General features: G+C 68.8%; 13 protein-coding genes and 1 pseudogene. 8 read left to right on the top strand and 6 right to left on the bottom strand.

The annotated features are described in order from the left end of the window. The 3 genes from PO768_RS19590 to PO768_RS19580 all read right to left on the bottom strand — a co-directional run. Positions 1–709, bottom strand: a 709-nt coding sequence (locus tag PO768_RS19590) for a DUF4401 domain-containing protein (RefSeq protein ID WP_272647386.1), incomplete at its 3' end; no start/stop codon positions are given. After that, entirely contained in the window at positions 706–1,674 is a 969-nt protein-coding gene (locus tag PO768_RS19585; RefSeq protein WP_272647385.1) for a DUF2157 domain-containing protein, read from the bottom strand. The genes PO768_RS19590 and PO768_RS19585, both read right to left, overlap by 4 nt. Positions 1,675–1,695: 21 nt before the next feature. Next, a complete protein-coding gene (locus PO768_RS19580; RefSeq protein WP_171018249.1) occupies positions 1,696–1,854 on the bottom strand; it encodes a hypothetical protein in 159 nt (52 codons plus the stop codon). A gap of 125 nt (positions 1,855–1,979) precedes the next feature. Between PO768_RS19580 and PO768_RS19575 the strand changes: the two genes are divergently transcribed. From PO768_RS19575 to PO768_RS19550, 6 genes and pseudogenes are all read left to right on the top strand, one after another. Further along, on the top strand, positions 1,980–2,462 hold the full coding sequence (locus PO768_RS19575) for a superoxide dismutase family protein (protein WP_336297777.1): 483 nt from the start codon (positions 1,980–1,982) through the stop codon (positions 2,460–2,462). After that, positions 2,402–2,737: pseudogene (locus PO768_RS19570) on the top strand (superoxide dismutase family protein); the annotation flags it as partial. The gene PO768_RS19575 and the pseudogene PO768_RS19570, both read left to right, overlap by 61 nt. A 96-nt stretch (positions 2,738–2,833) precedes the next feature. Then, the gene (locus PO768_RS19565; protein WP_272647383.1) at positions 2,834–4,888 is read left to right on the top strand and encodes a M13 family metallopeptidase; all 2,055 of its coding nucleotides are present in this window, start codon (positions 2,834–2,836) and stop codon (positions 4,886–4,888) included. 61 nt (positions 4,889–4,949) lie between these two features. Further along, complete coding sequence (locus tag PO768_RS19560) at positions 4,950–6,857, top strand: B12-binding domain-containing radical SAM protein (RefSeq protein WP_272647382.1); 1,908 nt, start codon at positions 4,950–4,952, stop codon at positions 6,855–6,857. 5 nt (positions 6,858–6,862) lie between these two features. Continuing rightward, entirely contained in the window at positions 6,863–7,807 is a 945-nt protein-coding gene (locus PO768_RS19555) for a class I SAM-dependent methyltransferase (protein ID WP_272647390.1), read from the top strand. 138 nt (positions 7,808–7,945) lie between these two features. Continuing rightward, positions 7,946–9,094 (top strand): DNRLRE domain-containing protein, encoded by a 1,149-nt coding sequence (locus PO768_RS19550; protein WP_272647381.1) that lies wholly within the window; start codon positions 7,946–7,948, stop codon positions 9,092–9,094. A 14-nt stretch (positions 9,095–9,108) separates the two neighbouring features. Here PO768_RS19550 and PO768_RS19545 read toward each other — a convergent pair whose 3' ends face one another. From PO768_RS19545 to PO768_RS19535, 3 genes are all read right to left on the bottom strand, one after another. Continuing rightward, a complete protein-coding gene (locus PO768_RS19545; RefSeq protein ID WP_262971639.1) occupies positions 9,109–9,483 on the bottom strand; it encodes a methylglyoxal synthase in 375 nt (124 codons plus the stop codon). A gap of 37 nt (positions 9,484–9,520) precedes the next feature. Further along, the gene (locus PO768_RS19540) at positions 9,521–10,189 is read right to left on the bottom strand and encodes a glutathione S-transferase family protein (protein ID WP_272647380.1); all 669 of its coding nucleotides are present in this window, start codon (positions 10,187–10,189) and stop codon (positions 9,521–9,523) included. 117 nt (positions 10,190–10,306) lie between these two features. After that, positions 10,307–11,257, bottom strand: coding sequence for a LysR family transcriptional regulator (locus tag PO768_RS19535; RefSeq protein WP_272647379.1), 951 nt, complete (start codon positions 11,255–11,257; stop codon positions 10,307–10,309). A 100-nt stretch (positions 11,258–11,357) separates the two neighbouring features. Between PO768_RS19535 and PO768_RS19530 the strand changes: the two genes are divergently transcribed. Together PO768_RS19530 and PO768_RS19525 are read left to right on the top strand one after the other, a co-directional pair. Continuing rightward, a complete protein-coding gene (locus tag PO768_RS19530; RefSeq protein ID WP_272647378.1) occupies positions 11,358–11,687 on the top strand; it encodes a nuclear transport factor 2 family protein in 330 nt (109 codons plus the stop codon). Positions 11,688–11,989: 302 nt separating this feature from the next. Beyond that, on the top strand, positions 11,990–13,462 hold the full coding sequence (locus tag PO768_RS19525; RefSeq protein ID WP_272647389.1) for an aminotransferase-like domain-containing protein: 1,473 nt from the start codon (positions 11,990–11,992) through the stop codon (positions 13,460–13,462). Positions 13,463–13,469: the final 7 nt, after the last annotated feature.

The following is a 13,469-nucleotide window of genomic DNA, read 5'->3' as shown; positions in this document are numbered from 1 at the left end:
CAGCCGCCGAGCCGCCCAGCACACCGCCCACCAGAAACGTCATGCCAGCCAGCCAGCACAGCCCGGCCAGCGCCACCAGCACCCAGCCGCTGGCCAGCGCCTCGATCAGCGCGGCCCAGCGCACCCGCGCGCCGTCCAGCACATGGCGCTGCTGAGCCCAAAGCGCGCCGGCCCAGATCGCCAGCAGCAGATGCGGAGCCAGCCAGAAGGACAGCATGCCGCCGCCGAGGTCGAACCAGCGCGAGGGCAGCAGTTGCACGCTCAGCAGCGCCGCCCCCGCCGCGCCGAGCAGCACCCGCAGCCAGGGCCGCTGCAGCCATGTCGCCAGGGCCAGCACCAGGCCCAGCAGCAGCAGCGCCGCCATCCGCATCGGCAGATCGCGAAACAGCGCAAAGCCCAGCAGGCCGGCGCCCACCATCAGGGCCGGCAGCGCCAGCTGCTCGACAAACAGCGGCAGGCCCGGCCGGCGCATCAGCGACAAGGCGCCCGCCAGCACGGCCGCGCCGACCAGATAGCTGCCGGCCCCGCTGTCGAGCAAGCCGCCCAGCAGCGCGAACACCAGGCCCATCAGCGGAATCGCGGCGATCCAGGCGCCCAGCGCGGTCAGCAGCACGACCGGCCAGGGTCGGTGCTCGGCGGCGGGCGCCTGGGCATCGGCGGGCAGCAGGCCCTCGGCGACCGCCGCCTTCAACAACAGTTCATGCTTCATGCCGACTCCCCGCTGTAGTGCCGGGACAGGCGCAGGATGGCGCTGACGCTTGCGGCCAGCAGGCCCGAGGCCAGCAGCGCCACCAGCAGAAAACTCCCGGCCTGATCGCCCCGGTCGCTGAACAGCAGCCGCGCCAGGCCGAGCACCAGCAAGGCGTTCAGACCCAGCGCCACCGCGCTGAGCGCGAACACATCGAAGCCGCGCCGCGTCGCCAGCAAGCCGGCCGCGAGGCCCAGGATGAGCAGGCCCAGACCGTATTGCGGCGCGATGCGCTCATGGAACAGGCCCACGCCGGCGCTCAGGCTCAGCGCGATCACCGCGAACAAGGCCACCAGCCGCAGCGACCACAGTCCCGCGCCGGTGAAGCGGCGCAGCGGCGGCCCGAGCCAGGCGCCGAGCGCCAGCATCGCGCCAAAGCCCAACAGATGCACACCCAAATCCCCGGGCTGGACCCGCCAGCTGCGCCCGGTATGGGTCTGGGTCCACAGCGAGATGCCGGTCAGCACCACCAGGGCCCAGGGCGCCCACAGCAGATCCGAGCGCACCGCCACAGCCAGCGGCAGGCCCAGCACGGCCCACAGCGCAAACAGCTGCCAGGCATCGGCGCCGGTCTGGTAGGTCTGGCCGAAGAAGGCGAACAGCGCGCCGGTCGTCACAAAGGCCAGCAGGGCCAGCGGCGCGCGCGCGGCCGGCCGCAGCGCCGCGCCCACGCACAGCAGCAGGATCAGCCCCTGCAGCAGCGCAAAGCGCTCGAAGCGCCCCAACCCGGCCCAGTTCGCCGCCACCCACATCACCAGGCCCAGCCCGCCCAGCGCGGCCGCCAGCGCCGCGATGATGCGGGGCAGCCAGCGCTGCAGCGGGGCGGGCTCGTCGAAGAGGCCGGCCAGCCTATGCAGGCGCAGGGCCTGGGTGGCAGAAAGCCCGTGCAGGGCCGTCAGTTCAAAAATCCGGGCTCGCAAATCCATGCCGCGCATCATGCCCGGCAATCAGATCAGCGCGAAGGCAAAGCCGAGCAGGGCCGTGCACAGCGGCAGCAAACCCAGCACCGCCTCGATGCGGCGGTTCAGGCGGGTCGGCGCCGGCTCCATCAGGTCTTCGGCAAAGGCCTCGCTGCGGTAGCTCGGGAAAGGCGTGGGCTCGGACATGGCGTGCTCCTGATGCCGGGATCCGGCATGGCTGCACTGTCGACGCGGCCGGTCTCAAGCAGATTGCTGCTTTGTTGAGGGTTTGTTTCGTTTGTAGCCGGCTTGTCCCCTGATTCATCCTCTCGATGCGGGGCAGAAGCCGCTCGCCGACCCGGCTCGGCGGGCCAGAATCGCAGCCACACCTACACAAGCCAAGGAGCCTCTCGATGTCCCAACACCTTCGCACCACCCTCGCCCTGCTCGGCGCCTGCCTGCTCGCCGCCGCCCCGGCCCTGGCGGCCGAGCGCAGCGTCACCCTGAACGTCGCCGGCGCCAGCGGCGACGGCGCCGCCGTCGGTACCGTGCGCATCGTCGAGTCGCCCTACGGTCTGGTCTTCCACCCGGCGCTGAGCGGCCTGCCGCCAGGCCTGCACGGTTTTCATGTGCATGAAAAACCGTCCTGCGCGCCCGCCGCCAACAAGGAGGGCGTGATGGTGCCGGCCCTGGCGGCCGGCGGCCATCTGGACCCGGCCGGCAGCGGCAAGCACGGCGAGCCCTGGGGCAGCNGCACGGTTTTCATGTGCATGAAAAACCGTCCTGCGCGCCCGCCGCCAACAAGGAGGGCGTGATGGTGCCGGCCCTGGCGGCCGGCGGCCATCTGGACCCGGCCGGCAGCGGCAAGCACGGCGAGCCCTGGGGCAGCGGTCATCTGGGCGATCTGCCGCCGCTGTATGTCGCCGCCGACGGCACGGCCAGCCAGCCGGTGCTGGGGCCGCAGCTGAAGCTGGCCGATGTGCTGAACCGCTCGCTGATGGTGCACGCCGGCGGCGACAACCATGCCGATCATCCGGCGCCGCTGGGCGGTGGCGGAGCGCGCGTGGCCTGCGGGGTGATAGCGGGCTGAGCGCGATAGGGCAGGAATGGCGCGGCCCAGTTCGGGGTCGCGCCGGCGACGTTTTATCAACATGGACGAGGTGATGAAAAGATGCCTATTCTCTTGATGACTCTGCTGCCAGGCCTGCGGGCGCACGGCGCGTGCTGGCTCACAGCGGCCTTGCTGGCCGCCCCTGCCGTATCGGCTTTGGCCAACCCGCAGACGCCCGTGCTCGGCTATTCGCCGGCGAATATGGACAAGCGGGTAAGCCCGCGCCAGGACTTCACCGGCTATGCGGCCGGCAACTGGCTGCGGCACACCGAGATCCCCGCCAGCGAGGCCGAGGTGGGCGGCTTCACCCAGCTCGCCGCCAATCTGGATCGCCAGCTGCTGACCTTGATCAAGAACGCCGCCAGTGCCCCGGGCGCGCCGGGCAGCCCGCAGCAGCAGATCGGCGACTACTGGCGCGCCGCAATGGACCTGCAGCGCATGGATCAGCTCGGGCTCAAGCCCCTGCAAGCCGATCTGAACCGGATCGACACGCTGCCCCAGCCCCCAGCCGCGCTGGGCCAGCTCTCGGCCCGGCTAGAGCTGGGCTATGGCGTGTCGCCCTTGCTCAACGCCTTCCCGACCATCGATGCCAAGGACAGCAAGTCCTATCTGCTGATGCTCGTGGCCGGCCAGCAATCGCTGTCCCAGGAGGAGTACGCCAAGCCCGAGAACCAGTCGGTGCGCGAACTCTATCTGGGCCATATCAGCGCCATGCTGAAGGCGGCGGGCGAGTCCGATGCCGAGGACAAGGCCCGCACGGTGCTGGCCATCGAGACCGAGATCTCGGCCGCGCAGCTGACCCCGATCCAGGCCCGCGACCCGGCCATGACCTATAACAAGATGTCGCTGGCCGATGCGCAGGCCCTGATCCCGGCCATCGACCTTGGCGCCAAGCTGCAGGCCCTGGGCCTGCAGCAGCCGGCGCTGGTGCAGGTACGCGACCTGGCGGCCATCAAGGCAGTACAGCAGGTGCTGAGCAGCCGGCCGGCCCATGAGCTGCGCAGCCTGCTGCGCTGGCATGTACTGACCGGCCGGGCCTCGTCCCTTGGCCAGCCCTGGCGCGGCCTGGCCCAGGAGTTTGATCGCAAGCGCCAGGGCCTGCAGACCCTGCCCGAGCGCGAACGCCAGATCACCCAGGCCATCAACAGCCAGCTCTTCCACCCGCTGTCCCGGCTGTATGTCGAAGCCTATTTCCCCGCCAGCACGCGCAGTGAGATCACGCAAATGGTGGCCCACATCAAGGACGAGTTCGAGCAGCGCCTGCGCACGAATCCCTGGCTCGACGCGCCGACCCGCAGCGCCGCGCTGGACAAGCTGGCCAAGGTCGACATCCAGGTGGGCTATCCCCAGCAATGGATAGACTTCAGCGGCCTGCAGATCCTGCCGGACGACCACTTCGGCAACACCCAGCGGGCCGATGAGTTCTCGCTGCGGCGCCAACTGGCCCGGCTGGGCCAGCCGGTCATCAACGAGCGTTTTGCCGACCCACCGTACACCACCCCCACCTCGGTGAACGCCGCCTACAACCCACAGACCAACAGCATCGACATCACAGCGGCCATCGTGCAGCCGCCCTTCTACGTGCCCGGGGCCGATGCCGCCGTCAACTACTGCACCATCGGCGCGGTCATCGGCCATGAGCTGACCCATGGTTTCGACAGCAACGGCCGCCGCTACGGCCCGGCCGGCAATCTGCGCGACTGGTGGACGCCACAGGCCTCGGCCGAGTTCGAGAAACGCACCGCACTGCTGGTCCAGCAGTTCGGCGAGTTCATCCTGCTGCCGGGGCTCAAGCACAACGGCGTGCTGACCCTGACGGAGAACACCGCCGACCTGGGCGGCATCACGCTGGCGCATGCGGCCCTGCACCGCCATCTGCGCGGCAAGGCCCAGCCCCGCGTCGACGGGCTGAGCACCGATCAACGCTGCTTCGTGGCCTGGGCCCAGATGTGGGCCTACAAGGCGCGGCCTGAACGCATCCGGCAGCTGGCCGCGATCGACTACCACGCCAACAGCTCACTGCGCGGCTTCGCGCCGCTGCTGCATCTGGACGCCTTCCACAAGGCCTTCGGCACCCGGCCGGGCAATCCGATGTGGCGAGCCCCCAAGGAGCGCGCACGCATCTGGTGAGTGCGGCAGCGGCGGCGGGCCACCCTGGCAAAATGCCGGCTTGTCCGCCGCCGCCGCTCCCATGTCTTCCCTCGCTCCCCGCGTGCTCGCCGTCATCCCACCGATGACACAGCTGAACACGCCCTACCCTTCGACCGCCTATCTGACCGGCTTTCTGCGCTCGCGCCAGATTCCGGCGGTGCAGGAGGATCTGGCGCTGGCCCTGATGCTGGCGCTGTTCTCGCGCGAGGGGCTGGCCGGCCTGCATCAGGCCGTGCAGGCAACGCCCGAGGCGCAGCGCTCGGCCCAGGTGCGCAGCTTCGCGGCCCAGTACGAGCGCTATGCCGCGACGATCACGCCGGTGATACGCTTTCTGCAGGGCGGCGACGCGACGCTGGCCCACCGCATCAACACCCGCGCCTTCCTGCCCGAGGGCAGCCGCTTCGAGACGCTGGACGCCTACCTCGATGAGGACGGCGGCGACCCGCTGGCCTGGGCCTTCGGCGCGCTGGGCCTGCAGGACCGGGCCCGCCATCTGGCCACGCTGTATCTGAACGATCTGGCCGATGTGCTGCGCGACGCGGTGGACGAGCGCTTCGAGTTCGTCCGCTACGCCGAGAAGCTGGCCACCGCCCAGCCCACCTTCGAGCCGCTGGCCCAGGCCCTGGCGGCGCAGCCGAACCTGGTGGACCGGCTGCTGCAAGACCTGACCCTGGCGGCCATCGAGCGCCATCGGCCCCAGGTCGTGCTGCTGTCGGTGCCCTTCCCCGGCGCCGTCTATGCGGCACTGCGCATCGCCCAGACCATCAAGGCCCACAGCCCGGCGGTCAAGATCGTGCTGGGCGGCGGCTTCGTCAACACCGAGCTGCGCGAGCTCAGCGAGCCGCGCCTGTTCGACTTCGTCGACTTCATCACGCTGGACGCTGGCGAGCGCCCGCTGCTGGCCCTGCTGGAGCACATAGCGGGCAAGCGCTCGCAGCAGCGCCTGGTGCGGACCTTTGTGCGCGAGTCCGGCGCGGTGAGCTATGTGAACTTCGTCGAGCCCGACATTCCTTTTGAAGAGGTGGGCACGCCCACCTGGGACGGCCTGCCGCTGGACAAATACCTGTCGCTGCTGGACATGCTGAACCCGATGAACCGGCTGTGGAGCGACGGGCGCTGGAACAAGCTGACCGTGGCCCATGGCTGCTACTGGAAGAAATGCAGCTTCTGCGATGTCTCGCTGGACTACATCTCGCGCTATGACGCGGCCTCGGCCGAAACGCTGGTCGACCGCATCGAGGCCATCGTCGCCGAGACCGGCCAGACCGGCTTCCATCTGGTCGACGAGGCGGCGCCGCCGAAGTCGCTGAAGGCGCTGGCGCTGGAGCTGGAAAAGCGCGGCACCGCGATCAGCTGGTGGGGCAATATCCGCTTCGAGAAGACCTTCACGCCCGAGCTCTGCCAGCAGCTGGCCGACAGCGGCTGCATCGCGATCTCGGGCGGGCTGGAGGTGGCCTCGGACCGGCTCTTGCAGCTGATGAAGAAGGGCGTCTCGGTCGAGCAGGTGGCGCGGGTCACCAAGGGCTTTGCCGACGCCGGCGTGCTGGTGCATGCCTATCTGATGTATGGCTTCCCGACCCAGACCGTGCAGGACACGGTGGACGCGCTGGAGTATGTGCGCCAGCTGTTCGAGAACGGCTGCATCCACAGCGGCTTCTTCCACCGTTTTGCCTGCACCGTGCATTCGCCGGTGGGCATGAACCCCGCGGACTACGGCGTGCAGCTGCTGCCCCTGCCCGACAGTCCCTTCGCGAAGAACGATGTCGGCTTCATCGACCCCACGGGCGTCGATCACGACCGCCTCGGCCGCGCGCTGAAGAAGGCCATCTACAACTTCATGCACGGCATCGGCGTCGAGGAGGATGTGCGCAGCTGGTTCGATATGAAGGTGCCCAAGACCACGGTGCCCCGGCACAAGATCGCGAAGGCGCTGGCGGTGCCTGCATGACCAGTTTGCAGCCCCTGCTCGACACCATCGCCACCCTCACGCCCAACCCCACCGAGGCCCATCGCATCTTTCACGGCCGCGGCGGCCTGCACCCCGGCTGCGAGCATCTGGCGCTGGATGCTTTTCCGCCGGTCTGGCTGCTGGCCAGTTTTTCGCAGCCGCTGAGCGAGGTCGAGTTGGCCGAGATCCACTGCGCGCTGAGCGCGCGCTGCGGGCCCACGCTGAGCTGGGCCTACCAGTTCCGCCACGAGGGCCGCAGCGAGACCCGCCTGATGGCCGGCAGCCTGCCGGAGCCTCAGCACATCGTCAGCGAGCAGGGCGCGCGCTATCTGGTCCATCTGCTGCGCGGCCAAAATCACGGCCTCTTCCTCGACATGGCCGAGGGCCGGCGCTGGGTGCGCGAGTTTGTGGCCGGCTGGCCCGACAAGCGCCGGCTCAAGGTCTTGAACCTGTTCGCCTACACCTGCGCCTTCTCGGTCGTGGCCCTGCAGGCCGGCGCGACCCAGGTGGTCAATGTGGACATGAGCGACGGCGCGCTGGGCATAGGCAAGAAGAACCACCAGCTCAACGGTCTGACCGCCGCGCCTGGCATGGGCACGGCCAGCTTCCTGCCACACGACATCTTCAGCAGCTGGGGCAAGATCGGCCGCGCCGGCCCCTACGAGCTGATCATCGTCGACCCGCCCAGCTTCCAGAAGGGCAGCTTCGTCGCCACCAAGGACTACGCCCGATTGATGCGCCGCCTGCCCGAGCTGCTGGCGCCCGGCGGCCACGCGCTGCTGTGCCTGAACACGCCCAAGCTGGACCTGGGCTTTCTGCAGGCCCAGATGCAGGAACTGGCCCCCACGCTGCGCTTTGTCGAGCGGGTGGCGAACCCGGCGGCCTTTGCCGATGTGGACGAGCAGCGCTCGCTGAAGGTGCTGGTGTATCAGGCCCCGGCACTGGGCTGAGGCACCGCGCCAAGACGATAAACAGGCACCGGCTGCGACAGCGCCGGCCTCGCCGGTTTCGGGGACGCGCGGCCATGGTCAAGCGCAGCGCCGGGGGCTAGGCTGGCGCAGGCCCATTTCAGCGGCCGGGAGTTCGTCATGCAGTACGCCTCTTCTTGTTTCTCAGTCTCCGCCGCTCGGTGCCTGGCCCCGGCCTTGCTGTGCGGCCTGCCGACCGGCGCGGCCTGGGCCGTCGACGCGGTGCCGGCGGCCGACACGCATATCAGCGCCAGCCTGCCGGCCAGCAATTTCGGCGCGCTGCCCACGCTCAATGTCGGCGGCGGCTCGCAGGCCCTGCTGCGCTTCGATCTGGGCACGCTGCCGGCCGGGCTGACGGCGGCCAAGCTGCAGAAGGCCAGCCTGGTGCTGTATGTCAACCGGGTCGGCACGCCCGGCGCGATCGAGGCCCAGACGGTCTACAGCCCCTGGACCGAGCTGGGCGCCACCGCCGCTAGCCCGCCGACCACCTCGGGCGCCGGCAGCGTGCCGGCCGTGCCGGTCAGTGCCGCCGGCCAGTATCTGGCCATCGATGTGACGGCCCAGGTGCGGCAATGGATCACCAGCCCCGGCAGCAACCATGGCTTCGCGCTGGTGCCGGCCGTCTCGGCGCCGGCCACCGTGGTGTTCTTCGACAGCAAGGAGAACACCGCCACCGGCCATGTGGCCCGGTTGGACCTGAGCCTGATGGACCAGGGGGCCAAGGGCGACAAGGGCGACACCGGCCCGGCCGGCCCGCCCGGCCCCAAGGGCGATACCGGCGCGACCGGTGCCCAGGGGCCGCAGGGTCTGACCGGTGCGACGGGGCCCAAGGGCGACACCGGCGCCCAGGGGCCGCAGGGGCCCAGCGGCGTCAACCAGGTGCGCTCCTGGAACGGCCAGGTCAGCACCACGTCGATCGCGACCGCGACCTATGCCTTCCTCGGCCCCACCGCCAGCGTGACGACCACCACCACCCAGCGCTTCAGCAACGCCGCCACGCTGAGCTTTATCGCCTCGCTCAACACCAGTCTGCGCGTCGACGTCTGCTACGCCCTCAGCAGCGGCGGCACGGTCTTCTCGCCCAATAACGGCTACAAGATCATGCCCACCACCGCCAATGTGCGGCAGCTGATCAACCTCAGCAACAGCTTCACACTGGGCGCCGGCAGCTATCTGATCGGCCCCTGCGCCCGCGGCACCTCGGCCGCGCTGACGCTGAGCGGCAACTCCGACGACTGGAGCACCGGCTGGAGCTTGGTGACCAACTAGCGGGCTAAGCCCGCTCAGCCGGGATAGGCCCAGGCCTCCAGCATCAGCCGCGCGCCGGCCACATTGGTAGCGCAGGGGATGTTGTGCACATCGCAGGCCCGCACCAGTGCGTTGATATCGGGCTCATGCGGCTGCGGCGTCATCGGGTCGCGCAGAAAGATCACCCCGTCCACCTCGCCCACCGCCAGCCGCGCCCCGATCTGCAGATCGCCGCCCAGCGGCCCGCTGAGCAGCCGTTCGACATGGACCAGCCCCAGCTCGTCGCGCAGCCGCCCGCCGGTGGTGCCGGTGGCCATCAGCTGACAGGTATTCAGGAAGGGCAGGAACTCGGCGGCCAGGGCCACCATCTCGTTCTTCTTGCGGTCGTGGGCGATCAGGGCGAGTCTCATGGGCGCATCTTAGGGGCCGGGCAGTTACAGCGCGGCGTCAATCGCGGTCGGGCGCGCCCAGCGGGAAGTAGTGGCGATAAGGCCTGGCCTCATCGACGGCACGCGCGAACGAGGGCCGCGCCAGCAGGCGGCGGCGGTAGGCCAGCAGATGGGTGTGGGCCTTGTCGATGGCATGGGTCCAGTCGGCATAGAACAGAAAGGGCGCGGCGGCGCAGTCGGCCAGACTGAACTGCGCGCCGGCCGCCCACTCGCGCCCTGCAGCCATGCGCGCATCGAGCCAGGCATAGACGGTGTCCAGCATCGCCCGCGCCTCGCTGACACCGTAGGCGTCGCGCTGCTCGGGCGGCCGCAGCGCGTTGAACACGATCTTCTGCTGCGGCGTCGAGACATAGTTGTCGAAGAAGCGGTCCAGCATCCGAACCTCCAGCGCCGCCTGCGCATCCTCGGGCAGCAGGCGCACCGGGCCCGGGCGGTGCAGGCCCAGGTATTCGATGATGCAGCTCGCCTCCATGACGGTGGCGCCGCGCTCCTCATCGACCAGCAGCGGAAAGCGCTTGATCGGCCACAACTCGGCCAGCGCCTTCGTCGCCGGACAGTCCGGCCCCTCCAGCAGCTTCGGCTCAAACGGAATCGCGTTCTCGTAGAACGCGATCAGCACCTTCTGGCAGTAGGACGAGAAGGGGTGGTAGTAGAGCTGCAGGGGCATGGGGGTGTCTCCGTTGGTGCGATGGTGCCAGCAATGCACGACGGATGGGGTGGGCGGGGTTCGACATGACCCTCGGGAAGCGCGGGTGCAGGGGGACAGCTGCGCAGCGGGCCTGCGTTACCGCCTGCGAGTGGAGTGGCCCCGGCGCCCTGGCGTTGAGCCCGGGACCACGAGGTCGCGATCCAGCAGGCAGTCGATGAAAGCGCCCAGCGCGGGCTGCATATGCCGCCGGTTCGAGTAGTAGAGGAAGAGGCCTGGCCGCGTGACCGACCAATCGGCGAGCACCTGCACCAAGCGGCCCTGGGCAAGATGCGCATCCACGCGTTCGCGGTCAAAGGCATAGGCAATGCCCAAGCCTTGCACTGCCGCTTCGACACCGACATCCGCGTTGTTGGTGACCAAGGGGCCTTCCGCTGCGATCTCCAGCCGCTTGCCCTTTTTCTCGAACTCCCAGCGATAGGCTCTGCCGTCAATCTGAAGCCGCCAGTTGATGCAGGCGTGCTTGTGCAGGTCGACAGGTGAGCGCGGCGTGCCGCGATGCGCCAGATAGTCCGGCGAAGCCACCGCAATCAAGCTCACATCCGGCGTCAGGCGAACGGCGATCATGTCTTTCTCCAGCCGCCCGCCCACGCGGATGCCGGCGTCGAAGCGGCCCGCAACGATATCGCTCAGCCCGTCGTCAACCACGATGTCCAAGGCCACGTCGGGATGCGCACAATGGAACCGGCCAAGCCGAGGCGCGATCACCTGACGTGCAGCCATTCCCAGCGTGTTGATTCGCAGCGTCCCACTTGCCCGACCGGCAGCCGCGCTGACCTCGGCCACCGCGTCGGCCATCTCCCGAAACAGCGGTGCGATGCGGCCGTACAACTGATCGCCGGCGGCTGTTGGCGCCACGCTGCGCGTGGTGCGGTTCAGCAGTCTTGCATCAAGCCGGGCCTCAAGCTGACGGATGGTCTGGCTCAGCGCCGAGGGCGAAAGCCCCAAATGCTCCGCCGCGCGCGCAAAGCTTGCCCGCTCAACCACCGCGGCAAAGGCCTTCAGCTCGGCGAATTCGGACCCGCGCATTCTGTATCTATTTATACATAACTCATTTTGATTCTAGTCTATTCACTAAATTCTCAAACGGCCGCATCCTGACGACTTCATCGCCAAGGAGTCCGTCACCATGACTGCCCTGATCCTCCCTGAACCGATTGCCGCCTACTTCGCGGCCGACCAACAGCAGCCCGACGCCGTCGCCCGATGCTTCACGGCACAAGCCGTCGTCAAAGACGAGGGCCGCTCCCACGCAGGCCTCGACGCCATCAGGGCGTGGAAGGCTGGGGCATCGACCAAGTACACCTACACGAGTGAACCGTTCGCGCGGGAGCAGAAGGACGGACGCCATATCGTCACCAGCCGGGTGGCCGGCAACTTCCCCGGCAGCCCTGTCGATCTCCGGTACGACTTCCGCCTCGAAGGCGGCCTGATCGCATCGCTGGAGATCAGGGCATGAGCTTCGATCTTCAACTGGCGGGCCGGCGGGCTCTGGTCACCGGCGGCAGCGAGGGGTGGGCGCAGCAGTCGTGCAGGGCCTGCGCGATGCGGGCCCCGGCACCGAGCTCACGGGCTCACTACCGCCAGCCTTGACGGGCGGTCGACCTCAAAGACTTGCTCCACCTTCTGGGGCGGCACCTTGGAAGGCCGCCCCGGGGCCCAACTGCTCGCGTGCCGCCGCTTGCATCGCGCCGCGCAAGCCCTAGACTGCAAGAAATCACCCACAGAGTCGGCAGTCGACCGAGGCGCGGTGCCAACACCATGCCTCATAGCTCGCCCGCCACCTCAGTTGCGAGGTACGAACTGCTGGCTCGAGAACTCGAGCAGCAGATTGCTGCCGGCGTTCTGCGCCCCGGGGATCGCCTGCCTTCCGTGCGCCAGATGCGGGCGAGCCGGGGCCACAGCCCCAGCACGGTGTTCCAAGCCTACTACCTGCTAGAGTCGCGCGGCCTGATTCGCGCGGTGCCCCGCTCAGGGTACTTCGTCGCAGCACGCGCCGACGGCGTGCTGCTCGCGGAACCGCAGACCACCCAGCCGCAGCCCGGATCCCAGACCGTCGCGGTCACTGACCTGGTCTGTGAGATCCTCGGCTCGGCACGCGCCCGCGACATCGTGCCCTTCGGATCAGCTTTTCCCGACCCCCATCTGTTCCCGCTCGACAGACTGCGCCGCGCCCTGGTTTCCAGCACGCGGCGCCTCGAGCCATGGAACATGGTCGAAGACCTGCCGCCGGGCAACCTGCGCCTCAGGCGCGAGATCGCCAAGCGCTACCTGCTTCACGGCCTGGCTGTCGCCACCGACGAGATCGTGCTGACCCACGGCGCAATGGAGGCGCTGAACCTGTGCCTGAACGCGGTGACGCGACCTGGCGATGCGGTGGTGGTCGAGTCGCCGACCTTCTATCTGGCGCTGCAGGCGCTGCAGCGCCTGGGTCTGCGCGCCATCGAAGTGCCGACGCATTGCCGCGAGGGCATCGATCTGGGCCGCCTGGCGCAGGTGATCGAGCTTTACCGCCCGAAAGCCTGCTGGCTGATGACGAACTTCCAGAACCCGCTCGGCAGCCTGATGCCCGAGACCAAGAAGCGCGACCTCGTCGACCTGCTCGCCCGCCACGACCTGCCGCTGATCGAGGACGACGTCTATGCCGAGCTCTACGAAGGCAACGCGGCACCGCTGCCGGCCAAGGCCTACGACCGGCGTGGCCTGGTGCTGCACTGCTCATCATTTTCGAAGTGTCTGGCTCCCGGCTACCGGGTCGGCTGGGCAGCGCCCGGCCGGTGGGCACACGAGGTGCAAAGGCTGAAGCTGATGACCAGCCTGTCCGGCTCCATTCCCGTGCAGGCGGCGCTCGCCGAATACCTGCAGGAAGGCGGCTACGACCACCACCTTCGAGGCCTGCGACGCTCTCTGCAAGCGCAGCGCAACAGCCTGTTCGAAGCCGTCACCCGGCACTTTCCGGACGGGACGCGGGTGGTGCGGCCGGCTGGCGGCTACTTCGTCTGGGTCGAGTTGCCGGTCGCGGTCGACGCGATGACGCTGCACCGCACGGCACTGGCGCAAGGCATCAGCCTGGCCCCGGGGCCGATGTTCTCGGCGCGTGCCGAGTTCCAGCACCATGTCCGGCTGACCTGCGGCCAGCCCTGGGACGCCACGCACGAGCGCGCCATGCGCACGCTGGCGCGCCTGGCCGATGACGCAGCACGGGCAGGTATAGCGGAGCACGCGGCGATCTGATCCGGTT

This window comes from Paucibacter sp. XJ19-41, assembly GCF_028462495.1.
In the GTDB taxonomy this organism is placed as follows: Bacteria; Pseudomonadota; Gammaproteobacteria; order Burkholderiales; family Burkholderiaceae_C; genus Roseateles_E.
Note: the sequence above shows the minus strand (reverse complement) of the source record. Positions and strands in the feature narration are given on the sequence as shown.

Excerpts from the sequence above, each read along its gene's own strand:
- PO768_RS19585 (WP_272647385.1), bottom strand. The coding sequence starts at position 1,674 with ATGGATTTGCGAGCCCGGATTTTTGAACTGACGGCCCTGCACGGGCTT.
- PO768_RS19580 (WP_171018249.1), bottom strand. The coding sequence starts at position 1,854 with ATGTCCGAGCCCACGCCTTTCCCGAGCTACCGCAGCGAGGCCTTTGCC.
- PO768_RS19565 (WP_272647383.1), top strand. The coding sequence starts at position 2,834 with ATGACTCTGCTGCCAGGCCTGCGGGCGCACGGCGCGTGCTGGCTCACA.
- PO768_RS19560 (WP_272647382.1), top strand. The coding sequence starts at position 4,950 with ATGTCTTCCCTCGCTCCCCGCGTGCTCGCCGTCATCCCACCGATGACA.
- PO768_RS19550 (WP_272647381.1), top strand. The coding sequence starts at position 7,946 with ATGCAGTACGCCTCTTCTTGTTTCTCAGTCTCCGCCGCTCGGTGCCTG.
- PO768_RS19545 (WP_262971639.1), bottom strand. The coding sequence starts at position 9,483 with ATGAGACTCGCCCTGATCGCCCACGACCGCAAGAAGAACGAGATGGTG.
- PO768_RS19540 (WP_272647380.1), bottom strand. The coding sequence starts at position 10,189 with ATGCCCCTGCAGCTCTACTACCACCCCTTCTCGTCCTACTGCCAGAAG.
- PO768_RS19535 (WP_272647379.1), bottom strand. The coding sequence starts at position 11,257 with ATGCGCGGGTCCGAATTCGCCGAGCTGAAGGCCTTTGCCGCGGTGGTT.
- PO768_RS19530 (WP_272647378.1), top strand. The coding sequence starts at position 11,358 with ATGACTGCCCTGATCCTCCCTGAACCGATTGCCGCCTACTTCGCGGCC.
- PO768_RS19525 (WP_272647389.1), top strand. The coding sequence starts at position 11,990 with ATGCCTCATAGCTCGCCCGCCACCTCAGTTGCGAGGTACGAACTGCTG.